This is a genomic window from Streptomyces sp. NPDC039465, assembly GCF_055639315.1.
The window spans coordinates 80,127-104,666 of record NZ_JBVKAP010000004.1; the positions used below are offsets into that span (position 1 = coordinate 80,127).

Below are 24,540 nucleotides of genomic sequence, written 5' to 3' on the forward strand. Positions count from 1 at the left end.
GCGGGCGGGGGTGCGCGGCACGGAACGGGTCCGGCACGGCTCGGCTTGACCCTCAAGCCGCCTGAACGTCCACCATCGACGGCATGGACCCCACCACCACCGAGCTCCTGGGCATCAGCGCCTTCGCGCGGCGCGTCGGGCTCGCACCCAGCGCGCTGCGCTTCTACGACGACTGCCGGGTCCTGCCGCCCGCGCACGTCGACGCCGTCACCGGCTACCGCTCCTACAGCCCCGCCCAGGAGCCGAGGGCCCGGCTCCTGCGCGCCCTGCGGGAGGCGGGGCTGCCCCTGGCCGACGTCTCGCTCGTCCTCGACGGCGGCACCGAGGACGCCCGCGCGGTCCTCGCCCGCCACCGCGAGGACGTACGGAACCGGTCGCGGGCCGCGGTCGCCACGCTCGACGACGTACTGCGCTCGCTGCCCGGTACCGCCGCCTCGGTCCCTACGCGGATCCGGATCGGCGGCCCCGAACTGGCCGGAGCCGCCCGGCAGGTCGCCCCGGCCGTCGGGGAAGGGAAGGAGCATCGCGTACTGAGCCACGTCCTCGTCGAGGCCGACGCCGACGAGGTCCGGCTCGTGGCCACCGACCGCTACCGCCTGGCGATGCGGGTCCTGCGGCCGACGGCGGTGGAGGGCCCGGCCTGCCGGTTCCTGGTCTCCGCGGACGCGCTGCTCGGGCTCGGGCCGTGGGCCGCCCGGTCGGCCGCGCCCGCCGCCGAGGTGACCATCGAGGTGGGTCCGGGCTTGGACTCGGGCTCGGGCTCGGTGGAGGTACGGCGCGGCGACGAGGTACGCCGCCTGGCCGCCGAGGCGGACGACGGATACCCCGACCACCGCGCCATGCTGGCCGCCCTGGAAGCCCCCGCCCACCGGGCGATCGTCGACCGGAACGCCCTGCTTGCCGCCGTCGCGCGGAGCGGGCCCGTGACGCGCCTGGAGATCGGCCGGGACCGGATCGTGGTGAACGGCACCACTGCCCTGCCGGCCCTCTGCGCCGAGGGCCCGCCCCCGGTGCGGATCGCCTTCGATCCCGCCGTCCTCGCCCCCGCCCTTGAGGCCGGGGTCGGCCCGGACGTCCTCCTGGAGATCGCCGCCGCGACCCTTCCGGTCGTGGTCCGCTCCGCCGACCAGGGCAGCTTCACCACGCTGGTGATGCCCGTCGCCGACGCGACAACCGGCGTCGAAGGAGCCGTCTGAGATGGACCCCGACAACACCGTCGTACAACTCTGCGCCCGCGGCATGGGCGCCGAGGCGGAAGGCCGGGACGACACGGCACGCGCGCTGTTCCAGCAGGCCTGGGACGCGGCCGGGGACGACTACGAGGCCTGCGTCGCCGCCCACTACCTGGCCCGGCACCAGCCCACCCCGCGCGAGACCCTGCACTGGAACGAGGAGTGCCTCAGGCGCGCCGACCGGGTCGGCGACGAGCGCGTACGCGGCTTCTACGCCTCCCTCCACGGCACGATCGGCCGCGCCCACCTCGACCTGGGCGAGCCCGAGAAGGCCCGTGCCCACTTCACGTCGGCCGCGGCCCGCCTGGCGGACCTGCCCCCGGGCCCGTACGCCGACTGGCTCCGCCTCCGCGTCGCCCGGGGCCTGCGGGCCACCGCCGCGACGGACGACACCGACGTTCGGGTCCGGGACCTGATGGACCGCCTCTGTGAACGGGCCGACCTGGAGGCGCTGGCCCTGCTGCTCCCGGCCTACCTGGGCGGCCTGGGCCGCCCCGAGGACGAGGAACGCCTCACCACGCTCCTACGCATGCTCCACGCCGAACGCCGCCTGCCGGCGGCCGAACAGCACGTCTTGGCCGAGACGATCGCCCTGAGGTCGGCGGCCTGACAGGGCCGGAGGTCTCACGCCTTCTCGAACAGCGCCGTCACCGTGCGCGCCCGGTCCATCGTCAGCGCCATCGTGGGGCGGGTGTGCGCGTGGCGCGTGCCGTCGAGGATCCAGCCCGTGAAGCGGTGGCCGGGGCGCGGGGTGGCCGTGATCGTGACCTGGCCGCCGGGGCGGTACGGGCCCCACGCGCTCGGCGCGGCCGTGCCGCCGTCCGCCGGGGAGACGGCGAGCGTGAGCGCGTGCCGGGTGCGTGGGGTCGCCGGTTCGCGGTAGGCGGCGACGATCGGGGTCGTGGCCTGGGCGACGCGGGCGTTGTCGCTGCGCGCGTCGCCCAGCGGCTGCCCTTCCCAGGGGTGCGCGGTGTTCGAGTACCGGTTGACGGCCGCGCACGGCTGCCCGCAGGCTGAGCTGTAGGCCATCAGCGTGTGGAACCGCCGGTCCGGGGTGACCCAGCCGGTGCTGTACGGGGTGGTGAGGTACGGCGTGTAGTCGACGCCGTGGGCCTGCGCGTCGAGGGTGGCGCGGTCGTGCCAGAGGCCGAGGTTGTGCCCCACCTCGTGGCCGAAGTTGTACCAGTCGACGACGCTGTCGACGTCGGTGACGGAGTACACCTCCCGGTCCGTGGCTGACGACGGCGGCATCGGCAGGCTGCCCTGTCCGCTGCTCGTCCCGCGCGGGACGCTCACCAGCAGGGCGACCAGGTCGGCGGAGTGCTTCTCGCGCAGGGCCGCGGCGGTGGCGCCGAGCCGCCGCTCGCGGGGGTCGGCCAGCTTGCGGTACACCTCGGCGGCGCGCTCGCCGCCGGAGTACTCCGGCGCGTACGTCGCCACGACGTCCACGCTCGCCCTGATCCCGCTGTCCGCGAAGGCGCGGTTGAGCGTGGCCTCGGCGAGCGCGACCCGGGAGCGCATACCGGCCGTGCCGCCGACCCGGTCGGCGGCGCGCGGCGTCCAGCCGACGACCATGTCGATGACGACCGGGTCGCTCGACGGGGGGCGCCGGGGGCTGAGCGGGCGGCCCTCGGTGAACCGCTTCTGGATCTCGTGATCGACCGGGGCGGGGCGCCGGGAGGGGTCCTGCTCGGTGATGACGACATGGCCGGGCCGACCGGGGTCCGGGGCCAGGGTGTACATACGGGCGCCGAGGGTGACGAGACCGTCGACGGCCGGGCCGGCGGCCACCCGTCCCCGGGCGCAGGCGCCGGTGACGGTGAGATAGACCCGCTCGGCCGGGCGGTCCGCGACATGGCCGGTGAAGGTCGCGGTGCCGTGCTCGTCGACGTCGACGCCGTCCGCGACGGCCCTGACCTGGACGTCGGGGAAGAGCTCGACGGTACGTTCGGCGGGGGGCCCGTCCTGCTGGCGGGCGCAGAGCGGGGCGTACGCCTTCGGGTCGGCCTGGACGGTGCGGCTGCGCAGGACCCAGGGCCGGTTGGCGTCGGGGGCGGTGCCGTCGGCGGCGGACGGCGTGGGGGAGAAGAGGGCGGCGAGCGAGAGCAGGGTCAGCAGACCGGCTCCCATCGCCGCCCGGCGGCGCGCGGGCATGGGACTCCTTCGGGTCGCAGGGGGTGGGGAGAGGCAACCCGAAGTTCAACGAGAGGGGCGGCGGGAGGCCCGTACGAAACAGCCGGGCCGCGCGCCGATTCACCCCAACGAGGCCCCCCGCGCGCCGTCCGCGGGAGGCACCCCGACGTGCACGGAAAGGGCGGTGAGCGCGGCCACGGTCATCGCCGTAACACCGGTGGTCAGGGTCGGTTCGAGGACCGGGCCGAAGTACGGGGAGTGGTTGGAGGGGATGTCCCGGGCGGTCGTGCCCTTTGCCGCGGCGGCCGCGTACCGCACCGGGTCCCAGCCGCCGAAGAACCAGTAGCACAGCGGCGCCCCGGCCGCCGTGGCGAGGTTGCCGCAGTCCTCGCTTCCGGTGACGGGGCCGGTGTCGACGACCGCGTCCGCGCCGAAGTGGTCGCGGAAGGCGGCGACGGTCCGGGCGGTGGCGGCCTCGTCGTTGACGAGGACGGGGAAGCTGTCGATGGGGGTGATCTCCGGTTCCCGCTCGGCGCCCGCGACCGCCGCCTCCCCTTTGACGATGCGTTCGACGGCGGCGAGGACCGTGCGGCGTACGTCCTCGGTGTACGTCCGGATATTGATCTTGAGTTCGGCCTCGTCGGGGATGACGTTGTCCTTGCTGCCCGCGTTGAGGGCACCGACGGTGAGGACGGCGGTTTCGTTGCCGGCGATCTCCCGTGAGACGACGGTCTGCAGCCGCATCACGGTCGAGGCGGCCATCACCACGGGGTCGACGGCGGTCTCGGGGCGCGAGCCGTGCCCGCCCTTGCCGAACATCCGCACGTGCAGCGAGTCCGTCGCGGCGAGGGCGGGGCCCGCGTGGTAGCCGATCGTGCCCGCGGGCAGCGGGACCACATGCTGCCCGAGGACGGCGTCGGGCTTGCCCGTCTTCTCGAACAGCCCGTCGTCGACCATGGCCCGCGCCCCGCCGCCGACCTCCTCGCCGGGCTGGAAGACGCCGATGACCGTCCCCGACCAGCTGTCCTTGCCGAGGGCGAGCAGTTCGAGGGCGCCGAGCAGACAGGTCACATGCATGTCGTGTCCGCAGGCGTGCATGGCGCCGTCGACCGTGCTGGCGTACGGCAGCCCGGTCCGCTCCTGTACCGGCAGGGCGTCCATGTCGGCCCGCAGCAGCACGGTGGGCCCGTCTCCGTTGGCGAGCACCCCGGCGACTCCGGTGCCCCCGATGCCGGTGGTGACCCGCATCCCGAGCCGCTCCAGATGCCCGGCGACGGCCCGCGCGGTGCGGTGCTCGGCGAAGGACAGCTCGGGGTGGGCGTGCAGCACCCGGTAGACCTCGCCGAGCCCGCCCCGCAGCCCGGACAACGGCCGCAGGACCCGGGCCCGGGCGGTCGCCTGTGAACTCATCGCGTTATCGGCCGTGTTCATCCCCCCATGCTGGGCCGCGGACGCGGCTTCCGCCCCCGAAAGGGCACAGGAGGGTGACCGGGAGCGGTGATCCTCAGTCGCCGTCGGGGGCCGTCGCCCACTCCACGAACTGGATCACGATCCCGTTCGGGTCGGTGACCTGGAAGAGCCGCTCGCCCCAGGGCTCCTCGCGCAGCGGCAGCGTGATCGGGACGCCCGCGGCGCGTAGGCGCTTCTCCTCGGCCTCGACGGCGGTGACGGTGTACGCCACGATCAGGCCGGTCGCGTGCCGGTCGCGCTGGTCGGGCGGGAGGACCTCGATGCCCCGGCGGAGCAGGACGATGTCGGCGGCGGCGTCCTCGCGGCGCAGGGAGGCGAAGCCGTCGGCAGCCGCCGTCTCCTGGTAGCCGAGGTGGGTGACGAAGAAGTCGCGGGAGGCGGTGACGTCGTCGACGGTGAGGGACACGATAGTGGCGGTGACGTTCAGGGCGGGCTCCTGACCTGGAGGGCTGTGCTGGACGCGGAAGAGGGTCACCCCGTTCCGCCCTCCTCGCAACAGCCTTTTCCGGCCGACGTGTTCACGCCAGCACGCGCGGAGGCCGGGATCCCGTCCGTACGGAATCCCGGCCCCCGCCACCATGTCCGCGCCGCGGCGTCAGTCCTGGGCGAGGCCCTTCAGGCGGGCCGTGATGTTGGCGAGGCGCTGACCCTGGTAGCGGGCGGCCGCGAGGATGTTCTCCTCCGGGCCGCCGTTGCCGCTGGCGTGCGAGGTGCCGTAGGGGTTGCCGCCGGCCGCGAAGATCGACGGGTCGGTGTAACCGGGGGAGACGATGACCGAGCCCCAGTGGTGGAAGGAGTTGTAGAGGGCGAGCAGCGTCGACTCGTTGCCGCCGTGGGTGTTCTGCGCGCTGGTGAAGGCCGTCGCCGGCTTGTCGATGAAGACGCCCTGCGACCACAGGCCGCCGGTCGTGTCGATGAACTGCTTCAGCTGCGCGGCGATGTTGCCGAAGCGGGTCGGCGAACCGAGCGCGTAGGCGTCCGCCCAGGTCAGGTCGTCCAGCGTGGCGACCTCGACATCGGCGGTGGCCTCCAGGTGGGCACGCCAGGCCGGGTTGGAGTCGATGGCGGCGGCGGGGGCAAGCTCGGGGGCGCGACGGAGGCGGACCTCGGCGCCGGCCTTCTCCGCACCCTCGGCGACGGCCTGGGCGAGCTGGTGCACGCTTCCGGTGGCCGAGTAGTAGACGACTGCAACCTTGACAGACATGGCGGACCTCTCCAGAACTGGATTGCTTTCCACTTCGGGATTCAACTTAACCGGATAACGATCCGTCTGCAAGGCGTAACCGGATAGCGCTCCGTTATGCTCACCGTGTCAGGGGGGCGGACCTCCGGTACACAGGGGGGCAGGTACTGCAAGAAGAAGGGCGAACCGGACGTGAGTGAGTTCGTTGGCGAACCGCACCGGACCGAGCTGCCGACCACCGGCCAGCCCGGCGAACGCGCGGACGCGGCCCGCAACCGACGCAAGATCCTCGATGCCGCCGCGCGCATCGTCGCCGATCGGGGCCCCGAGGCCCTGACCATGAACGCCGTCGCGCACGCCAGCGGCGTCGGCGTCGGCACGGTCTACCGGCGCTTCGGGGACGTGGCCCAGCTGGTCTTCGCCCTCCTCGACGAGCGCGAGAAGCAGTTCCAGGAGGCCTTCCTCGCCGGACCGCCGCCGCTCGGCCCCGGCGCGGAGCCCCAGGAGCGGCTGAGCGCGTTCCTGAACGCGCTCACCGACCGGGTCGTCGAACAGCGCGAGCTGCTGTACGCCGCCGCCGCGACCGCCCCGAGCGCCCGCTACACCAGCGGCGCCTACCTCACCATGCACACCCATGTGGCGATGCTGATAGGAATGATGCGGCCGGGCTCCGACCGGGCGCTCCTCGCCCATCTCGTGCTGGCGCCGTTCACCCCGGCGCTGGTGCGCCACCTCGCGGTGGACCAGAAGGTGGACGCCGAACGGATCAAGGACGGGCTGGCGGCGATGCTGCGCCTGTCCTGTCCCCCCTGACCGCCGCCCCGGCACCGACCGCCGTCTCCCCGGCCCCCTCGATCAGCGCCGCGAGCCCGTCCAGGGCCCGGCCCAGGCCGAACGTGTAGGCGTACTCCGGGTCGTACGGCCCTTGGTACGCCTCCCCGGCCGCGCCGCCCACCCGCGCCGCCAGCGGGTACCTCTCCACGTCGAAGACCCGGGCGAGCAGCGGCTCGTGCGCCCCCCACCACTCGTGGTCGGTCATCGCGCCCTCCCCGGTCGCGGCCCGCGCGTCCAGCTCGGCGCGGGCGGCGGAGGCCACGAAGCCGAGGACGAAGGTCAGGGCCGCGTCCATGGCGAGATCGTCGAGGCCGAGCCCGTCGAAGGCCGCGAGCTCATGCTCGTACTTCGCCAGCACCCCGGGCCCGAGCGGGGGCCTCGCCAGTCGGAGCGCCGCGACCCACGGGTGGCGCAGGAACAGCGCCCGGTTCTCGTCGGCGACGGCCGTCACGCGCCTGCGCCACGGCTCCCCGCCGGTCGGCGTGCGCTCCATCCGCAGCAGCACCGCGTCCAGCATCAGATCGAGCAGCTCGGCCTTGCCGGGGACGTAGGTGTAGAGCGTCATCGGCGTCACGCCGAGGCGCTGGGCGACCGCCCGCATCGTCAGGGCCTCAAGCCCCCCGGCGTCGGCGAGCTCCACGGCCGCCTCCACCACCGCGTCGACGGTCAGCCCCTGGCGCGGCCCGCGCCGCCCGGCGCTCCCGGCGCCCGGCGGACGCCCCGGCTCGCGCCACAGCAGCTCCATCGTGCGCGCGGGGTCAGCCCCGCCACCGCGCTCCCCGGCCCCGGCCTTCGCCTTCGACATGACGCCCATTCTCGCAGCTCAGGACCGCGTCCCATTACTTTGTACGCTGTATAGAGTACCCTTGCGGCGCAATGGCACACCTCTTGGACGGAGTACGTATGCAGGCCGGCCCGGCAGACAGCCACAACGTCATCCAGGTGCGCGGCGCCCGCGAGAACAACCTCAAGGGCGTCTCCGTCGACCTCCCCAAGCGCCGGCTCACCGTCTTCACCGGCGTTTCCGGCTCCGGCAAGTCCTCGCTCGTCTTCGGCACCATCGCGGCCGAGTCGCAGCGCCTGATCAACGAGACGTACACGGCGTTCATCCAGTCATTCATGCCCTCCCTGGGCCGTCCGGACGTCGACGGACTGCACAACCTCAGCGCGGCGATCGTCGTCGACCAGGAGCGGATGGGCGCCAACTCACGCTCCACGGTCGGCACCGCCACCGACGCCTACACCATGCTGCGGATCGTCTACAGCCGCCTCGGCACCCCGCACATCGGCACCTCCAGCGCCTTCAGCTTCAACAGCGCCGACGGCATGTGCCAGCGCTGCGAGGGCATCGGCCAGATCTCCGACATCGACGTCGACCAGCTCGTCGACCGGACCAAGTCCCTCAACGAGGGCGCGATCACCGTGCCCAACTTCGCGGTGGACTCCTGGTACTGGCAGATCATGGCCCACTCCGGCTTCTTCGACCGGGACAAGAAGCTCCAGGACTACACGGAGGAGGAATGGGCGACCTTCCTCCACAAGCCGCAGCTCAAGGTGAAGGTCGGCGCCAACAGCTTCACCTACGAGGGCCTGCTCGTGAAGGTCCAGCGCACCATGCTGTCCAAGGACCGGGACGCGATGCAGCCCCACATCCGGGCCTTCGTCGACCGGGCCGTCGTCTTCACCGACTGCCCCGACTGCGGCGGTACGCGGCTGAGCGCGGCCGCCCTCTCCTCGACAATCGACGGCGTGAACATCGCCGAGTGCTCGGCGATGCAGATCAGCGACCTGGCCGAGTTCATCCGAAAGATCGACGCGCCCTCCGTCGCACCGCTCCTGGCCAACCTGCGCGACCTGCTCGACTCCCTCGTCGAGATCGGCCTCGGCTACCTCAGCCTGGACCGGACGTCCTCCACCCTCTCGGGCGGCGAGGCGCAGCGGGTGAAGATGGTCCGCCACCTCGGCTCGTCGCTCACGGACGTGACGTACATCTTCGACGAGCCGACCGTGGGCCTGCACCCGCACGACATCCGGCGGATGAACGACCTCCTGCTGCAACTGCGCGACAAGGGCAACACCGTCCTCGTCGTCGAGCACAAACCCGAGGTCATCGAGATCGCCGACCACGTCGTCGACCTCGGCCCGCGCGCCGGCTCGGGCGGCGGCGAGATCTGCTACAGCGGCGACCTGGCCGGCCTGCGCACCTCCGGCACCCTCACCGGCCGCCACCTCGGCCACCGCGCCCAGCTGCGCGAGCGGGTCCGCACGCCCCGGGGCCACCTCTCCATCACGGGCGCGAACCAGCACAACCTGCGGGACGTGAGCGTCGACATCCCGCTCGGCGTGCTGACCGTCGTCACCGGCGTCGCGGGTTCCGGCAAGAGCTCCCTCATCCACGGCAACCTGCCCGGCCGGGACGGCGTCGTGGTCGCCGACCAGTCCCCGATCCGGGGCTCGCGCCGCTCCAACCCGGCGACGTACACCGGACTGCTGAACCCGATCCGTACGGCCTTCGCCAAGGCCAACGGAGTCAAGGCGGCCCTGTTCAGCGCCAATTCGGAAGGCGCCTGCCCCAACTGCAACGGCATCGGACTCGTCTACACCGACCTGGCGATGATGGCCGGCGTCTCCTCCGTCTGCGAGGAGTGCGAGGGCAAGCGCTACACGCCCAAGGTGCTGACCTACCTCCTGAACGGCAAGAACATCAGCGAGGTCCTCGGCATGTCCATCGCCGAGGCGTACGACTTCTTCCCCACCGGCCAGGCCCACACGATCCTCGGCAGGCTGAACGACGTCGGCCTCGGCTACCTCCGGCTCGGCCAGCCCCTCAACACCCTCTCCGGCGGCGAGCGCCAGCGGCTGAAGCTCGCCATCCACATGGCCGAGAAGGCGGCCACCTACATCCTGGACGAGCCCACGACCGGCCTCCACATGGCGGACGTGGACCAGCTCCTGTCCCTCCTCGACCGGCTCGTCGACCAGGGCAACACCGTCATCGTCATCGAGCACCACCAGGCGGTCATGGCCCACGCCGACCATCTGATCGACCTCGGCCCGGGCGCGGGCCACGACGGCGGACAGGTGGTCTTCACCGGCACCCCCGCCGAACTGGTCAAGAACGGCACCACCCTGACCGCCCGCCATCTGCGCGAGTACGTCGGCGGCTGACGCCCCTGCGGAACGCGGTGGACCTCGCGCGGGCGAGGTCCACCGCGGGCCATACGGGCGGCGGCGATACCCGTACGCACGTATCCGCCGCGCTCGACCGGTTCGCCGGGGAGATCATCGGACCATGACCACGATCCGGCTCGCCCAGCACCCCGAGGCCGACGCACTGCTCGCCCGCAGCCCCCTGGCGGCGCTCGTCGGCATGCTCCTCGACCAGCAAGTACCCATGGAGTGGGCGTTCTCCGGGCCGTACACCATCGCCCAGCGGCTCGGCACGGACGACCTCGACGCGGGCCAGATCGCCGCGCACGACCCCGAGGCCTTCGCCTCCCTGCTCTCCGAGAAGCCGGCCGTGCACCGCTACCCGGGCTCGATGGCCAAGCGGATCCAGCAGCTGTGCCAGTTCCTGGTCGACGAGTACGGCGGTGACGCCGAGGCGGTCTGGTCGGACGCGGCCGACGGCAAGGAGCTGCTCACCCGGCTGAAGGCGCTGCCCGGCTTCGGGGCGCAGAAGGCGCAGATCTTCCTCGCCCTGCTCGGCAAGCAGTACGGCGTGACACCCGAGGGCTGGCGGGAGGCGGCCGGCGCGTACGGCGAGGCGGGCGCCCACCGCTCGGCCGCCGACATCACCGGACCCGAGTCCCTCGCCAAGGTCCGGGCCTTCAAGCAGGAAGCGAAACGCGCCGCAAAAGCTGCCAAATCTGGCGAGTGATGCAGGCAAAACTACGAACAATGGCGTGAGTTGTGGCACATCTGTTCACAGGAGGCCCGGAGATCGCTAACTTCCCCTCAACCTCGTTCGCACCGGGAAGGACCTCTGTGAACGCATCCCACCGCAGAGCCGCGGCCACCCTGGCCGCAGCCGCACTCGCGACCCCGCTCCTCCTGGCATCCGCCTCCCCCGCCTCCGCCACCCGTGACCCGGGCAAGGCGGCGGCCAAGGACGCCGCCAAGCTCTCGAAGAAGCTGGTCCGCGAGGCGTCCGCCAAGGACGCATTCACGCACCTGGAGAAGTTCCAGCAGATAGCCGACTCGGCCGGTGGCCACCGCGCGGCCGGCTCCCTCGGCCACGACGCGTCCGCCGCGTACGTGTACCAGCTGCTGAAGAAGGCCGGGTACAACGTCTCGTACCAGAAGTTCGAGTTCCAGTACACGCAGACCCTGGCCGAGAAGCTCTCCGTCGTCACGCCCGCGCCGCGTGACGTCGAGGTCAAGGCGATGACATACACCAAGTCGACGCCGGTCGGCGGCATCAAGGCCGATCTGGCCGCCGTCCCGGTCGACGCCACCACCGGCTGCGAGGCGACGGACTACGCCGCCGGCGCGTTCACCGGCAAGATCGCGCTGATCCAGCGCGGTGGCTGCACGTTCGCGGACAAGCAGGCACAGGCCGCGGCGGCGGGGGCGACCGCCGCGATCATCTACAACAACACCGACGGTGTGCTGTCCGGGACGCTCGGCGGACCCGAGTTCGGCAAGATCCCGACCGGTGGCCTCACCAAGGCCGACGGCGAAAAGCTCGCCGCCGACCTGGCCAAGGGCCCGGTCAACCTCTCCCTGGAGATCCGTCAGCTCCAGGAGAAGCGCTCCACCAACAACGTCCTCGCCGAGACGAAGACCGGCAACGCGGCCAACACCGTGATGCTCGGCTCCCACCTCGACTCGGTCACCGCGGGCCCCGGCATCAACGACAACGGCTCCGGCTCGGCCGGTCTGCTCGACGTCGCGCTGAAGCTGGCCAAGTCCAAGGACAAGCCCGCCAACAAGGTGCGCTTCGCCTGGTGGTCCGCGGAGGAGAACGGCCTCCTCGGCTCCGAGCACTACGTCGCCAACATGAGCGAGCTGGACAAGAAGGAAGTCAAGCTCTACCTCAACTTCGACATGATCGCCTCGCCCAACTACGGCCTGTTCGTCTACGACGGAGACAACTCCGACGGCGTCGGCGCCCCGGCCGGACCGGCGGGCTCGGCCCAGCTCGAGCGCGACATCAACGAGTTCATGGACAAGCGCGGCGTCCCGCACGAGGGCACCGACTTCACCGGCCGCTCCGACTACGGACCGTTCATCGAGATCGGCATCCCGTCCGGCGGCACGTTCACCGGCGCCGAGGGCCTCAAGACGCCCACCCAGGCGGCGAAGTACGGCGGCACGGCGGGCATCGCCTACGACGTGAACTACCACGCTCCGGGCGACACCCTGGACAACATCAACATGCGGGCGTTCGACATCAACATCGACGTCATCGCCAACGCGGTCGGCACCTACGCGCACGACCTGAGCTCCCTGCGCAAGCCGGTCGTCACCGTCCCCACCGAGGGTGACGAGGGCAGCGGCGGCGGCCTCCACGACGACCACCACGAGGTCACGGAGTAAGGCTCACCCCAGGGGGCCCGGTGCGCACACCGCACCGGGCCCCTCCGCGCGCCTACCGACGCTACTACCGCTCCGACTACCGACGCCGACGCGCCGTGCCGAACACCGACCGGGAGATCTCCCGCCCCAGCTGCGCCCCGACCGACCGGGCCAGCGACGTGAAGATCCCGCTGCCCACCACCTGCTCCACCACGGACGGCTCCTCCTTCTCCGCCCGACGGCGCGGCGCCGCCTCCCCCTCCTCGGCCTCCCGGGCCGCCCGCTCCGCCGCCGCCTCCGCCTCCCGCTGCGCCTCCGTCAGCTTCTCGTACGCCGACTCCCGGTCCACCGCCGTCGCGTACGTCCCATGCAGCGGCGACGCCTCGACCGCCGCCGTCAGCGCGGCGGGCTCGATCGGCCCCATCAGCGACACCGGCGCCCGCAGCCGCGTCACCGCCACCGGCGTCGGGGCGCCCCGCTCACTGAGCACGGTGACCACCGCCTCGCCCGTCCCCAGCCCGGTCAGCACCTCCTCCAGGTCGTACGCCGACTTCGGGAACGTCCGCACCGTCGCCTTCAGCGCCTTCGCGTCGTCCGGGGTGAACGCCCGCAGCGCGTGCTGCACCCGGTTGCCGAGCTGCGCCAGCACATCCCCCGGCACGTCCTTCGGTGTCTGCGTCACGAAGAAGACGCCGACCCCTTTCGAGCGAATCAGCCGCACGGTCTGCGTGACCGCGTCCAGGAACGCCTTCGACGCCCCGTTGAACAGCAGATGCGCCTCGTCGAAGAAGAACACCAGCTTCGGCTTGGCCACGTCCCCGACCTCCGGCAGATCGTGGAAGAGATCCGCCAGCAGCCACATCAGGAACGTCGAGAACAGTTGCGGCTTGTCCTGCACGGCCGGCAGCTCCAGCAGGGACACCACACCCCGCCCGTCCGGCGCCGTCCGCAGGAACTCGGCCGTGTCGAACTCCGGCTCCCCGAAGAAGCCGCCCGTCCCCTGCTGTTCGAACGCCGTGATCGCCCGCAGGATCACCCCCGCCGTGGCCGTCGACAGACCCCCGATCCCCTTGAGCTCCGGCTTGCCCGCGTCCGACACCAGAAAGGCCACGACCGCCCGCAGATCCTTCAGATCGACCAGCTCAAGACCCTTGGCGTCGGCGTAGTGGAAGATCAGCCCGAGGGACTGCTCCTGCGTCCGGTTGAGCTGGAGCACCTTCGAGAGCAGTACGGGACCGAAGCTGGTGACCGTCGCCCGCAGCGGAATGCCCGGGCCGATGCCACCGAGCCCGTAGAACGCGCAGGGAAAGCCGCTCGCCGCCCACTCCTGCCCGACCTGCCCGGCCCGCTCCCGGACCCGCTCGTCCGGCTCACCGGGCGCGGAGATTCCCGAGACGTCCCCCTTGATGTCGGCGAGGAAGACCGGCACCCCCTGCCCCGACAGCTGCTCGGCGATCAGCTGGAGCGTCTTGGTCTTGCCGGTGCCGGTCGCCCCCGCCACCAGACCGTGCCGGTTCAGCATCGGCAGCGGGATCCTGATCGGCGCCCCCGGATGGCACCTCCCGTCCCACAGCAGCGCCCCCAGCTCCAGAGCCGCCCCCTCGAACGCATATCCGGCGGCGATCCCCGCGGCCGCCTCCGGCAGCTCCTCCACCGACTCCTCGCTGGCACCCATGAAGGCCTCAATTCCGGATTTGCGGCAATTTGCCCCAGCATCGCACCGGCGCCGCGTGGCTGCGCCGGGTACCCCTTGCCCGGTAGGCTTTCCGTGTGATCTTCAAGCGCATCGGTAGTGGGAGGCCGTATCCCGACCACGGCCGGGAAAGCACCCGGCAGTGGGCGGACGTCGCGCCGCGCCCGGTCCGACTCGATCAGCTGGTGACCACCAAGGGCCAGCTGGACCTGGAGACGCTGCTGGCCGAGGACTCCACCTTCTACGGAGATCTCTTCGCGCACGTCGTGAAGTGGCAGGGCGACCTCTACCTCGAGGACGGCCTCCACCGCGCCGTACGCGCCGCGCTCCAGCAGCGCCAGGTGCTCCACGCACGCGTCCTCGAACTCGACTGACGCCCGCCCCTTCGCTCGACCGTTCGGGGTCAGTTACTGCCCATCCGGACGCGATCGATTGATCATCTAGTAGGCATTGCCACCCAGTCGCATTACGCTGCGCCCATGAGCATGCTCACTCCCCCAGGGATGGGCGGAAAGTACCGCATCACGGGTGACAAATACCCCCGCATGCGCCGCAACCGTCGCCGCCGCAGGATCGTCCTCGCGGCCCTCGCCGCCGTGATCGCCCTGGGTCTCGCCGGCTGGGGGACCCTGCAGCTCGTCGACGTGTTCACCGGCGGCGGGGGCAAGAAGACCACGGCCGGCCGCAAGAGCGACTGCGAGCCGGGCCCGAGCACCGCGGCCGCCCCACCGGTCCCGCTGCCGAAACCCGCCCAGCTCACGGTGAACGTCTACAACGCCACCCCTCGCGCCGGGCTCGCCAAGTCCACCGCGGACGAGCTGAAGAAACGCGGCTTCGTCATCGGCAAGGTCGGCAACGCCCCCGCGGCCTACGACAAGAAGGTCCCCGGCACAGGCCTGCTGCTGGGCCCCACCACGGCCGCCAAGGGCGCCTTCCCGGTCCTGGCCACCCAGCTGAAGGGCGCCACGACGAAGACGGACACCCGCGCGACCGCGGACGTGGACCTGATCATCGGTACGGCCTTCACGACCCTGAACACCAAGCCCACGGCAGACGCGGCCCTGGCGGCCCTGACGAAGCCCAAGCCCGCACCCAAGCGCTGCTGAGAACTGCTCCGCGGAGAACTACTCCGCGGAGCCGTACATCCGGTCGCCCGCGTCACCAAGGCCCGGGACGATGTAGCCGTGCTCGTTGAGGCGCTCGTCGACCGACGCGGTGACCACCGTCACCGGCGTGCCCGCGAGCTCGCGCTCCATGACCTCGACGCCCTCCGGCGCCGCCAGGAGCACGACCGCGGTCACGTCGTCGGCGCCGCGCTTGATCAGCTCCTGGATCGCCGCGACCAGCGTGCCGCCCGTCGCGAGCATCGGGTCGAGGACGTACACCTGGCGCCCGGAGAGGTCCTCCGGCATCCGCGTGGCGTACGTCGACGCCTCCAGCGTCTCCTCGTTACGGATCATGCCCAGGAAGCCCACCTCGGCGGTCGGCAGCAGCCGCACCATGCCGTCGAGCATGCCCAGACCCGCCCGCAGGATCGGCACCACCAGCGGCCGCGGGTGCGACAGCTTCACACCGGTCGTCGGCGTCACGGGGGTCTCGATGTCGACCTGCTCGGTCCGCACGTCCCTGGTGGCCTCGTAGGCGAGCAGGGTCACCAGCTCGTCGGCGAGCCGGCGGAAGGTCGGGGAGTCCGTGCGCTTGTCGCGCAGAGTGGTGAGCTTGTGGGCGACCAGCGGGTGATCGACGACGTGGAGACGCATGCCCCCACAGTAGCCCGCGCTGGCATCAACCCACGCCGTGGAGGGAAGGTGGGGACGTACACATCCAGCGGCCGGGGGTGGTGCAGATGGCGGAACGGGACCGGGCGGACCCCGAGCCCCAGCAGGAGGGCCCACGGCAGGAGAGCGACGCGGAGCGCCGCAGGCGCCGCGCCCAGTTCCTGCGCGACCTGGGCGAGGCCAAGGCGCTGCGCGAGCGGGTGCAGCCACGCCGGGCCCGGGCGGCCCGGATGCGCCAGGCGATGCGGATGCGTACTTTCCGCTGGTGAGGGCCCAAGGTCAGACTGATGCACGACGCAAGAGCGGAAGACCTCTCCTGAAGCCCGGGTTTCTGCCACGATGCCGATTGGGCGGGGCTTTTCAGGAGGGCGCCGCCGGATCGTCACACCTCTGATCAGTGGGAGAGTCACGGTGTACTTCGCCGCACTGCTCGCGCGCACCGAAGACGGGTGGAAAGCGAGCGACACAGAGCTCGACGACGTGGAGACCTTGTCGGATCTGACCGAGCTGGCCCGTGAGGCCTCCGTGGACGAGGACACCGTCCTCGTCTACATCGAGCAGGAGGACGCGTGGTTCGGCCTCGTCCGGGTGGAGGGTGAGGAAGACCCTCGTATCTACGTGTCGGACGCGGCCTCGGCCGCCCGCTCCTCGTACGGGGAGATCCTCACCAATGAACTGCTGGGCGCGGACCGGGACGGCGAGGACGACCTGGACGCGCTGGACCTCGACGGTACGGAGGACGGAGAACCGGAAGCGGACGACACCGAAGGCGACGACGAGGACGGCCCGGACGGCGCGGTCGAGACCGTGCCCGCGGCCCCGGTCGGCGACCGGGAGATCCTGCGGGACCTCGGCTTGTCCGAGAAGGAGCTGCTGGCCCTGGACACCGACGCCCTGACGGAGATCGCGGACGCCCTGGGCGCCGGGGAAGTCCTGGAGTCCGTCCGCTAGTGACCGAGGCAGGACACGCGGAACCCGATCCCGTACGGGATCCCTGGCGGGCGCCGATGCGGCTCGCCCTGGCAGAGGCCGAACGAGCGGCGCTGGCCGGCGATGTGCCGGTCGGCGCGGTCGTGCTGTCCGCGGACGGCACGGTCCTCGCCACCGGCCACAACGAACGCGAGGCGACGGGCGATCCGACCGCGCACGCCGAGGTCCTCGCCCTGCGCCGGGCGGCCTCGGCGCACGGGGAGTGGCGGCTGACCGGCTGCACGCTCGTCGTCACGCTGGAACCGTGCGTGATGTGCGCCGGCGCGCTGGTGCAGTCCCGGGTGGACCGGGTGGTCTTCGGCGCGCTCGACGAGAAGGCCGGGGCGGCCGGCTCCCTCGTCGACGTCGTCCGCGACCGACGGCTCAACCACCGCCCCGAGGTGATCCACGGCGTCCTCGCCGAGGAGTGCGCGGCCCAGCTGACGGCCTTCTTCCGCAACCGCTGACCTGCGCGTCCTTATGGATTTCTACGCGGGGGCACCTTTGGGCTAAGCTCTCTCTCGGTAGCGTGTCCGAGCGGCCGAAGGAGCTCGCCTCGAAAGCGAGTGTGGCGCAAGTCACCGAGGGTTCAAATCCCTCCGCTACCGCTCTGGAAGGGCCTTGGTGCACAGCACCGGGGCCCTTCGTGCATGCCTACGCCCAAACGAGGCCGCCCGCCCCGACCGCCTGGCGAGTGAGCCAAAGGGCGCGCGGGTGCCGAAAGGGATGGGGGTCCCCCCACCGGAGGTAGGGGGAGCGCGGAGGTCCCGAGGAACGAGGGACCGAGCACGATCGACCGTCGGCGCACGCTCAAAGCGCCCGGTGGGGGTCCCCCCGGCGAAGCCAGGGGGAGAACCGAGCCCTGGGAAAAGAGCCGTTAGACTCACGCGTCCGCGGAGCGGGTGCTGATCTGGGGAGGCAGAGAGCTGATGGTTCAGGCGAAGAAAGTCGCGCTGTACATAGTCGTCGTCTTCGTGCTGTACACGATCATCACCTCCCCCGCCCGGGCGGCGGATCTGGTCCAGGTAGGGTTCGAGGGCATTTCGAGCGCCGCGCAGGGCGTCGGCGAGTTCATGACCGAGCTCATCAACTAGGAGTCCGTGTGATCCGCCACCTGGTCCTCTTCAAGCTCAACGACGGTGTGTCGCGGGACGAGCCGCGTGTGGTGGCCGGGGTCGAGGCTTTCCGTGCCCTGGGTTCGGCGATTCCGGAGCTGACGTTCTGGGAGTGCGCCTGGAACATCACGGACCGGCCGATCGCGTACGACTTCGCCATCAACTCCGCGGTCGAGGACACGGATGCGCTCAAGCGGTACATAGAGAACCCGGACCACCAGGCCGCGGCGGGCCTGTGGCGGGAGTTCGCCACTTGGGTGATCGCGGACTACGAGTTCTGAGCCATACCTCTTTTCGGTGCCTCTCACCACTCGGTGAGGGGCGCCTTGCGTTGTATGCCCAACATGCCTTCAACACGGTGTTATCCGGTGCTTGCACACAGTGGACATGTCTTGTGATGCTATGACCGCTTTTGACGGATGAGTTGACCGTAGTTGACCGACCGTCGTTGACCGCGAGTGGACGACGAAAGGGGTGGCGTGAACGTGCCGGCCAGTACTGCGCCTCAGGTGCCGCCCCAGAACGACACCACCGAGGCCGCGGCCCGCTCCAAACCGCAGAGCCGGGGCGCCGACACCCGTGCGCTCACCCAGGTGCTGTTCGGCGAGCTGAAGACGCTGGAGCCCGGCTCACCGGAGTACAACCGCGTACGGGGCGCGCTGATCGAGGCCAACCTGCCGCTCGTGCGGTACGCGGCCGCCCGCTTCCGCTCCCGCAACGAACCGATGGAGGACGTCGTCCAGGTCGGCACCATCGGCCTGATCAACGCGATCGACCGCTTCGACCCGGACCGCGGGGTGCAGTTCCCCACCTTCGCGATGCCCACCGTCGTCGGCGAGATCAAGCGCTACTTCCGGGACAACGTCCGCACCGTCCACGTGCCGCGCCGGCTGCACGAGCTGTGGGTGCAGGTCAGCGGCGCCACCGAGGACCTCACCACGGCCCACGGCCGCTCCCCCACGACCGCCGAGATCGCCGAACGGCTGAAGATCTCCGAGGACGAGGTCAACGCCTGCATCGAGGCCGGGCGCTCGTACCACGCGACCTCCCTGGAGGCCGCCCAGGAGGGCGACGGACTGCCCGGACTGCTCGACCGGCTCGGCTACGAGGACCCCGCCCTGGCCGGCGTCGAACACCGCGATCTCGTACGCCATCTGCTCGTACAGCTGCCCGAGCGGGAGCAGCGCATCCTGATGCTCCGCTACTACAGCAATCTGACCCAGTCTCAGATCAGCCAGGAACTCGGCGTCTCGCAGATGCATGTGTCAAGGCTCCTCGCCCGCAGCTTCGCCCGACTGAGATCCGCAAATCGGATCGAGGCGTAGCTTGAACGGGTAGACCGGTTCGGAGCAGTTCCAAGCACCGCCAAATGCCCTACACCCCCTATTTCCTGCGCAGATCCACCCCTGACATGTCGACATGTCACTACAGCGTGTTGCCGACATGTGACATTTTGCTGGAACCGCGTTTGCCGCAGCCCCACCGCCGGTATTCAGGTGGAGGCTGCGTTCCAACGATGGTCGCGGCCGCGCGACCGTCCGCGACCTCAAGGGGGTGGCATGTCCGTAGAACAGGGCAGCTCGAAGGTGCTCACGCGTGCGTCGATCGAGCCCGCGGCGTCCGAGGCCGCGGTGTCCGAGGCCACGATGTCCGGTCCGGTCCCGTCCGTCGGCATCCCGGAGCTCATCCCCTCGGAAGCCATCGACACCCGCACGCTCTCCCGCTCCCTGTTCCTGCGGCTGCGCGCCCTCGACTCCGCCGGAGTCGACAGCCCCGAGCGCGCCTACGTCCGCGACACCCTCATCGAGCTCAACCTCCCGCTCGTGCGGTACGCGGCGGCCCGCTTCCGCTCCCGCAACGAACCGATGGAGGACATCGTCCAGGTCGGCACCATCGGCCTGATCAAGGCGATCGACCGGTTCGACTGCGAACGGGGCGTGGAATTCCCGACGTTCGCGATGCCGACGGTGGTCGGTGAGATCAAACGCTTCTTCCGCGACACCAGTTGGTCGGTCCGCGTACCGCGCCGGCTCCAGGAGCTGCGCCTCGCCCTGACCAAGGCCAGCGACGAACTGGCGCAGAAGCTGGACCGGTCGCCGACCGTCCCCGAACTCGCCGCCGTGCTCGGCGTGTCCGAGGAGGACGTCGTCGACGGCCTCGCCGTCGGCAACGCCTACACGGCCTCCTCGCTCGACTCGCCCTCCCCGGAGGACGACGGCGGCGAGGGCTCCCTCGCGGACCGCCTCGGCTACGAGGACACCGCCCTGGAGGGCGTCGAGTACCGCGAGTCGCTCAAGCCGCTGCTCGCCAAACTCCCGCCCCGTGAGCGGCAGATCATCATGCTGCGCTTCTTCGCCAACATGACGCAGTCGCAGATCGGCGAAGAGGTCGGCATCTCACAGATGCATGTCTCGCGGCTGCTCACCCGCACGCTGGCGCAGCTGCGCGAGGGCCTGATCTCCGACTGACCCTCCGACCGACCCTCCACCCTCTTCCCGTCTGACGCGCCGTCAGCCACACTGGCGCGATGCGACGGACGTGTCTGGCGGCGGTCGCGCTCTGCCTCGGCGGGGCGCTGACCGCGTGCGGCGGCGGGAGTGGCGAGGACGGTTACGCGGCGGTGGGCGCCGCGGGGTCCGGTGGTCCGGCCGCCGCGCCGCCCTCCGGAAAGGTCGAGCTCACACCGCTGGACTCGGCGGCGACGACCTCGTCGACGTCCTCCCCGAGACCGGGTACGAGCCGCGGCGGGCCGAGCACGGGCCCTGGTGCGCCGACGGGTGAGGCGCCCGGCCGCCCCGGTGGGGGTACGCACGCGCCCCTGGCGCCGCTGCCCTCCGTACCGCCCGTACCCTCCATACCGGGAACGTCTCCGCCGCCCGCGGCGCCGGCCGTCCCGGGTGCCAAGCCGCCTCCGCCCGCGCCCCCGACGACGGACCCACCGCGGACCACCGAGCCGCCGCGGCCTCCGGCGAAGCCCGCCGCGCTCACGCTCGGCGTGCCGGTGCTCGCCGACGCCGACCGGCGCTGGTGCGAGAAGGTGACCGTGGAGTTCCGCAACACCGGTGGCTCACCGGTGCATTCGGGCACGGTCACCTTCGCGACGCACATCATCGGGGCGCTCGGGGTCGACTGGGCGACCGTCGAGACGGCTCAGCCGCTGCCCGCGCCGATCGCCGCGGGCGCGGTGACGAAGAAGACGTACACGGTCTGCGTGGACGCCTGGCGGGTCCCCCTGGGCATGCGCGTCGACACCCAGAAGGTCACCGCCGTCTGGAAATGAACCGGCCGAACGGGTCGCTGACCTAGCTGAAGGCGAGCCAGGCCACGCCGGCCAGCACGGCGATCACGGCGACGACGCCGACGATCAGCCCGACCCGCGGTCCGGCCGGGGCCGGGGCGGCCTGCTGGCGCCGCGGCGCCGCCTCGTCGACGAAGGCGCGGAACATCTGGGTGCTGCCTGCCGGGTCGTACTGGCCCTCGGGGCCCTGACCCTGCGGTGCGTGGGGGTTGTGTGCCATGGGGCAGGACCCTAGCGAACCCTCGGCCGCGACCCAAGGGAACGACTCCTTTGCCAGAGCTTTAGGCGCCTTCGCCCCTTTTTCATTTGCCTGTAGCAACCAATGGCTTCTATGGTTGCCCTAAGCAACAAGATGTGGGGGTGCCCATGGCCGAGCGGAGCCAGTACGAGGAACTGGCCCGGCAGATCAGCGCCGTGGGCGCCGTGAAGCGAGGCCTGGCGCGCATGCTGCCCGCCGAATGCCCCTCCGGATCCGCCGCCGTACTGGCCCTCGTCGACCGTTACGGCGAGATGCGGATGAGCCGCCTGGCCGAGCTGCTCGCCGTCGACGCGTCGGTGACCAGCCGCCATGTGGCCCATGTGGTGGAACGCGGCTGGCTGGAACGATCGCCCGACCCCGAGGACGGCCGCTCCCGCATCCTGCGGCTCACCCCCGCCGGACAGGACCTGCTCGACGGCCTCGGCCGCCGCACCGCCGACCTGTTCGCCCACTACCTCAAGGACTGGTCCGACGACGAGGTCGGACAGCTCAACGCGATGCTGGCCCGCCTCCGTGACTCCTTCGGAGACTGCCGGGCCCACCCCACCCGTACACCCGCGTAAACCCCGTCACGAAGGAAGTTCATGGCTACGACCACACCGACCGGTGTGCGGGGCGGCCACGCCAAGCACGGAGGCGCGCCCTCCGCCGACGGCGCTCCGATGTCCCACCGGCAGATCATGGAGGCGTTGTCCGGGCTGCTGCTCGGCATGTTCGTCGCCATTCTGTCCTCGACGATCGTCTCCAACGCCCTCCCCGAGATCATCAAGGACCTCGGCGGCGGCCAGAGCGCCTACACCTGGGTCGTCACCGCGGCCCTGCTGTCGATGACCGCCACCACCCCCCTGTGGGGCAAGCTGGCCGACCTCTTCTCCAAGAAGCTCCTCGTCCAGATAGCCCTGGTCATCTACGTGGCCGGCTCGGTCGTGGCCGGCCTCGCCCAGAACACCGGCATGCTCATCGCCTGCCGCGTCGTCCAGGGCATCGGCGTCGGCGGCCTCACCGCCCTCTCCCAGATCATCCTCGCCGCGATGATCGCGCCGCGTGAGCGCGGCCGCTACAGCGGCTACCTCGGCGCCGTCTTCGCCGTCGCCACCGTCGGCGGCCCGCTGCTCGGCGGCGTCATCACCGACACCGACTGGCTCGGCTGGCGCTGGTGCTTCTACGTCGGCGTGCCCTTCGCGCTCATCGCGCTCCTGGTCCTCCAGAAGACCCTGAAGCTCCCCGTCGTGAAGCGACAGGTCAAGGTCGACTGGGCCGGCGCCTTCGTGATCAGCGCCGCCGTCTCGCTGCTGCTCATCTGGGTCACCTTCGCCGGTGACAAGTACGACTGGATGTCCTGGCAGACCGCGGTCATGGTCGGCGGCTCGGTGCTGCTCACCGGGCTCTTCGTCCTCGTCGAGTCCAGGGCGAGCGAGCCGATCATCCCGCTGCGGCTCTTCCGCAACCGCACCATCACCCTCGCCTCGCTCGCCTCCCTCTTCGTGGGTGTGGCGATGTTCGCCGGCACGGTCTTCTTCAGCCAGTACTTCCAGCTCGCCCGGGACAAGTCCCCGACGATGTCCGGCGTGATGACCATCCCGATGATCGCGGGCCTGTTCGTCTCCTCCACCGTCTCCGGCATGGTCATCACCAAGACCGGCCGCTGGAAGGCCTGGCTGGTCACCGGCGGCGTGCTGGTGACGGCCGGGCTCGGAATGCTCGGCACCATCCGTTACGACACCGAGTACTGGCACATCGCGGTCTTCATGGCCGTCATGGGCCTCGGTCTCGGCATGATGATGCAGAACCTCGTGCTCTGCACCCAGAACCAGGTCGCCCCCGCCGACCTCGGCGCGGCCTCCTCCGTCGTCACCTTCTTCCGCTCGCTGGGCGGCGCGGTCGGCGTCTCGGCGCTCGGCGCCGTCCTCGCCAACCGGGTCACCACGTACGTACGGGACGGCTTCGCCGAACTCGGCCCCAAGGGCGCGGCCCTCGGCCACGGCGGTACGGGCGGCGGCGGCATCCCCGACCTGGACGCGCTGCCCGCGCCCGTGCGTACGGTCATGGAGAGCGCCTACGGCCACGGTGTGGGCGACGTCTTCCTCTGGTCGGCGCCGTTCGCGCTGCTCGCCTTCCTCGTGACCCTCTTCATCAAGGAGGTCGCCCTCAAGAGCGGCGCGTCGAAGACGCCCGACGAGACGGCCGCCGAGCCCACGGCCGCCGCCGCTGTGGAGGCCGTCGCGCCGGCCGGGATCCCCGTGCGCGGTGCGGTCCGCACCGCCGACGGCGCGGCCGTGCCCGGCGCCGCGGTCACCCTGATCTCGCTCGGCGGGCGGCAGTTGGGCCGTACGGTCGCCCCCGCCGACGGCGGCTACGCGCTGGACGCGCCCGGCACCGGCTCGTACGTCCTGATCGCCTCCGCCGACGGCTTCCAGCCGCAGGCGTCCACGATCGTCGTCGGGGACGGGCCGCTCGCCCACGACGTGCTGCTGTCCGGCACCAGCGGGCTGACCGGTGTGGTGGTCGCCGAGACCGGCGGCCCGGTCGCCGACGCCATGGTGATCGTCACCGATGTACGGGGCGATGTCCTCGCGACCGGCAGGTCCGCCGAGGACGGCGCCTTCTCCTTCGCCGAGCTCGTGCCCGGCGCGGTGACCGTCGCCGTCAACGCCGCTGGCTTCCGGCCGCTGGCCCTGCCGGTGGAGATCGGCGGCCAGGGCGTGACCCGCGTCGAGGCCGCGCTGCGGGCCGGGGCCATGCTCCGGGGAGTCGTACGGGCCGGTGCCGGGGCCGGACGGCGGCCGCTGGCCGACGCCCGGGTGACCCTCGTCGACGCGGCCGGCAACGTCGTCGCCACCGCGACGACCGGCGAGGACGGCGCCTACGGCTTCACCGACCTGGACGCGGGCGAGTACACGGTCATCGCCTCCGGCTACCCGCCGGTGGCTGGCCCACTCACCGTCACCGGCCTCGGCACCGACGGCCACGACATCGAGCTCGCCCACCCGGGCGAGTGATCCGACCCCCGGGGGCGCTTCGAGCGGAGACACCCCCGGGTCCGGGGCGGCTGGCAG

At 71.4% G+C, this 24,540-nt stretch carries 26 protein-coding genes and 1 tRNA gene; 19 read left to right on the forward strand and 8 right to left on the reverse strand.

Going from position 1 to position 24,540, the window contains the following annotated elements; all coding sequences use genetic code 11:
• Positions 1-83: 83 nt before the first annotated feature.
• Both ACZ7LT_RS14790 and ACZ7LT_RS14795 read left to right on the forward strand, forming a co-directional pair.
• Positions 84-1,196: a DNA polymerase III subunit beta family protein gene (locus ACZ7LT_RS14790; protein ID WP_471236423.1), complete on the forward strand. Its 1,113-nt coding sequence runs from the start codon at positions 84-86 to the stop codon at positions 1,194-1,196.
• 1 nt (position 1,197) lies between these two features.
• Positions 1,198-1,842 (forward strand): hypothetical protein, encoded by a 645-nt coding sequence (locus ACZ7LT_RS14795; protein ID WP_471236424.1) that lies wholly within the window; start codon positions 1,198-1,200, stop codon positions 1,840-1,842.
• Between the two features lie 14 nt (positions 1,843-1,856).
• On the opposite strand, the gene ACZ7LT_RS14800 is transcribed toward ACZ7LT_RS14795, so the two are convergent.
• The 4 genes from ACZ7LT_RS14800 to wrbA form a co-directional block, all read right to left on the reverse strand.
• Positions 1,857-3,386: an InlB B-repeat-containing protein gene (locus ACZ7LT_RS14800; RefSeq protein ID WP_471236425.1), complete on the reverse strand. Its 1,530-nt coding sequence runs from the start codon at positions 3,384-3,386 to the stop codon at positions 1,857-1,859.
• Between the two features lie 99 nt (positions 3,387-3,485).
• Positions 3,486-4,796 (reverse strand): amidohydrolase, encoded by a 1,311-nt coding sequence (locus tag ACZ7LT_RS14805; protein ID WP_471236426.1) that lies wholly within the window; start codon positions 4,794-4,796, stop codon positions 3,486-3,488.
• A gap of 73 nt (positions 4,797-4,869) precedes the next feature.
• Positions 4,870-5,310, reverse strand: a complete 441-nt coding sequence (locus ACZ7LT_RS14810) for a VOC family protein (RefSeq protein ID WP_471236427.1) — start codon at positions 5,308-5,310, stop codon at positions 4,870-4,872.
• A 120-nt stretch (positions 5,311-5,430) separates the two neighbouring features.
• The gene (gene wrbA / locus ACZ7LT_RS14815; RefSeq protein ID WP_471236428.1) at positions 5,431-6,039 is read right to left on the reverse strand and encodes an NAD(P)H:quinone oxidoreductase; all 609 of its coding nucleotides are present in this window, start codon (positions 6,037-6,039) and stop codon (positions 5,431-5,433) included.
• Between the two features lie 96 nt (positions 6,040-6,135).
• On the opposite strand from wrbA, the gene ACZ7LT_RS14820 reads away from it, so the two are divergent.
• Positions 6,136-6,831: a TetR/AcrR family transcriptional regulator gene (locus ACZ7LT_RS14820; protein WP_471236429.1), complete on the forward strand. Its 696-nt coding sequence runs from the start codon at positions 6,136-6,138 to the stop codon at positions 6,829-6,831.
• Here ACZ7LT_RS14820 and ACZ7LT_RS14825 read toward each other — a convergent pair.
• Positions 6,785-7,666: a TetR/AcrR family transcriptional regulator gene (locus ACZ7LT_RS14825; RefSeq protein WP_471236430.1), complete on the reverse strand. Its 882-nt coding sequence runs from the start codon at positions 7,664-7,666 to the stop codon at positions 6,785-6,787. The two genes, ACZ7LT_RS14820 and ACZ7LT_RS14825, sit on opposite strands and share 47 nt — an antisense overlap.
• A gap of 89 nt (positions 7,667-7,755) precedes the next feature.
• Between ACZ7LT_RS14825 and ACZ7LT_RS14830 the strand changes: the two genes are divergently transcribed.
• From ACZ7LT_RS14830 to ACZ7LT_RS14840, 3 genes are all read left to right on the forward strand, one after another.
• Positions 7,756-10,020, forward strand: coding sequence for an ATP-binding cassette domain-containing protein (locus tag ACZ7LT_RS14830; RefSeq protein WP_471236971.1), 2,265 nt, complete (start codon positions 7,756-7,758; stop codon positions 10,018-10,020).
• 124 nt (positions 10,021-10,144) lie between these two features.
• A complete protein-coding gene (locus ACZ7LT_RS14835; protein ID WP_471236431.1) occupies positions 10,145-10,732 on the forward strand; it encodes an HhH-GPD-type base excision DNA repair protein in 588 nt (195 codons plus the stop codon).
• A 107-nt stretch (positions 10,733-10,839) separates the two neighbouring features.
• Positions 10,840-12,393, forward strand: a complete 1,554-nt coding sequence (locus ACZ7LT_RS14840) for a M28 family metallopeptidase (protein ID WP_471236432.1) — start codon at positions 10,840-10,842, stop codon at positions 12,391-12,393.
• Positions 12,394-12,469: 76 nt separating this feature from the next.
• Here ACZ7LT_RS14840 and ACZ7LT_RS14845 read toward each other — a convergent pair whose 3' ends face one another.
• A complete protein-coding gene (locus ACZ7LT_RS14845) occupies positions 12,470-14,047 on the reverse strand; it encodes a helicase HerA-like domain-containing protein (RefSeq protein WP_471236433.1) in 1,578 nt (525 codons plus the stop codon).
• A 95-nt stretch (positions 14,048-14,142) separates the two neighbouring features.
• Here ACZ7LT_RS14845 and ACZ7LT_RS14850 point away from each other — a divergent pair, with 95 nt between their 5' ends.
• On the forward strand, positions 14,143-14,439 hold the full coding sequence (locus ACZ7LT_RS14850) for a type II toxin-antitoxin system VapB family antitoxin (protein ID WP_471236434.1): 297 nt from the start codon (positions 14,143-14,145) through the stop codon (positions 14,437-14,439).
• A 105-nt stretch (positions 14,440-14,544) separates the two neighbouring features.
• Positions 14,545-15,171 carry a LytR C-terminal domain-containing protein gene (locus ACZ7LT_RS14855; protein ID WP_471236435.1) on the forward strand — a complete coding sequence of 209 codons (627 nt, stop codon included), beginning with the start codon at positions 14,545-14,547 and terminating at the stop codon, positions 15,169-15,171.
• Between the two features lie 18 nt (positions 15,172-15,189).
• Here the strand turns inward: ACZ7LT_RS14855 and upp are convergent, their stop codons facing one another.
• On the reverse strand, positions 15,190-15,825 hold the full coding sequence (upp, locus tag ACZ7LT_RS14860; protein WP_019887715.1) for a uracil phosphoribosyltransferase: 636 nt from the start codon (positions 15,823-15,825) through the stop codon (positions 15,190-15,192).
• A gap of 86 nt (positions 15,826-15,911) precedes the next feature.
• Here upp and ACZ7LT_RS14865 point away from each other — a divergent pair, with 86 nt between their 5' ends.
• From ACZ7LT_RS14865 to ACZ7LT_RS14905, 9 genes are all read left to right on the forward strand, one after another.
• A complete protein-coding gene (locus tag ACZ7LT_RS14865; RefSeq protein ID WP_471236436.1) occupies positions 15,912-16,112 on the forward strand; it encodes a hypothetical protein in 201 nt (66 codons plus the stop codon).
• 142 nt (positions 16,113-16,254) lie between these two features.
• A complete protein-coding gene (locus tag ACZ7LT_RS14870; protein WP_471236437.1) occupies positions 16,255-16,794 on the forward strand; it encodes a tRNA adenosine deaminase-associated protein in 540 nt (179 codons plus the stop codon).
• Entirely contained in the window at positions 16,794-17,279 is a 486-nt protein-coding gene (tadA, locus tag ACZ7LT_RS14875) for a tRNA adenosine(34) deaminase TadA (RefSeq protein ID WP_471236439.1), read from the forward strand. The genes ACZ7LT_RS14870 and tadA overlap by 1 nt, the downstream gene beginning before the upstream one ends.
• Before the next feature lie 56 nt (positions 17,280-17,335).
• Positions 17,336-17,420, forward strand: a tRNA-Ser gene (locus ACZ7LT_RS14880).
• A gap of 321 nt (positions 17,421-17,741) precedes the next feature.
• Positions 17,742-17,906 (forward strand): hypothetical protein, encoded by a 165-nt coding sequence (locus ACZ7LT_RS14885; protein ID WP_019887721.1) that lies wholly within the window; start codon positions 17,742-17,744, stop codon positions 17,904-17,906.
• Positions 17,907-17,914: 8 nt separating this feature from the next.
• On the forward strand, positions 17,915-18,208 hold the full coding sequence (locus ACZ7LT_RS14890) for a Dabb family protein (protein ID WP_471236440.1): 294 nt from the start codon (positions 17,915-17,917) through the stop codon (positions 18,206-18,208).
• 204 nt (positions 18,209-18,412) lie between these two features.
• A complete protein-coding gene (locus tag ACZ7LT_RS14895; protein WP_471236441.1) occupies positions 18,413-19,252 on the forward strand; it encodes an RNA polymerase sigma factor SigF in 840 nt (279 codons plus the stop codon).
• A gap of 234 nt (positions 19,253-19,486) precedes the next feature.
• The gene (locus tag ACZ7LT_RS14900) at positions 19,487-20,395 is read left to right on the forward strand and encodes an RNA polymerase sigma factor SigF (protein WP_471236442.1); all 909 of its coding nucleotides are present in this window, start codon (positions 19,487-19,489) and stop codon (positions 20,393-20,395) included.
• A 59-nt stretch (positions 20,396-20,454) separates the two neighbouring features.
• Positions 20,455-21,207: a hypothetical protein gene (locus ACZ7LT_RS14905; protein ID WP_471236443.1), complete on the forward strand. Its 753-nt coding sequence runs from the start codon at positions 20,455-20,457 to the stop codon at positions 21,205-21,207.
• A 22-nt stretch (positions 21,208-21,229) separates the two neighbouring features.
• Here the strand turns inward: ACZ7LT_RS14905 and ACZ7LT_RS14910 are convergent, their stop codons facing one another.
• A complete protein-coding gene (locus tag ACZ7LT_RS14910) occupies positions 21,230-21,445 on the reverse strand; it encodes a hypothetical protein (RefSeq protein ID WP_471236444.1) in 216 nt (71 codons plus the stop codon).
• Between the two features lie 146 nt (positions 21,446-21,591).
• Here ACZ7LT_RS14910 and ACZ7LT_RS14915 point away from each other — a divergent pair, with 146 nt between their 5' ends.
• Together ACZ7LT_RS14915 and ACZ7LT_RS14920 are read left to right on the forward strand one after the other, a co-directional pair.
• Positions 21,592-22,047, forward strand: coding sequence for a MarR family winged helix-turn-helix transcriptional regulator (locus tag ACZ7LT_RS14915; protein WP_471236446.1), 456 nt, complete (start codon positions 21,592-21,594; stop codon positions 22,045-22,047).
• 99 nt (positions 22,048-22,146) lie between these two features.
• Entirely contained in the window at positions 22,147-24,483 is a 2,337-nt protein-coding gene (locus tag ACZ7LT_RS14920) for an MFS transporter (protein ID WP_471236972.1), read from the forward strand.
• Positions 24,484-24,540 lie beyond the last annotated feature (57 nt).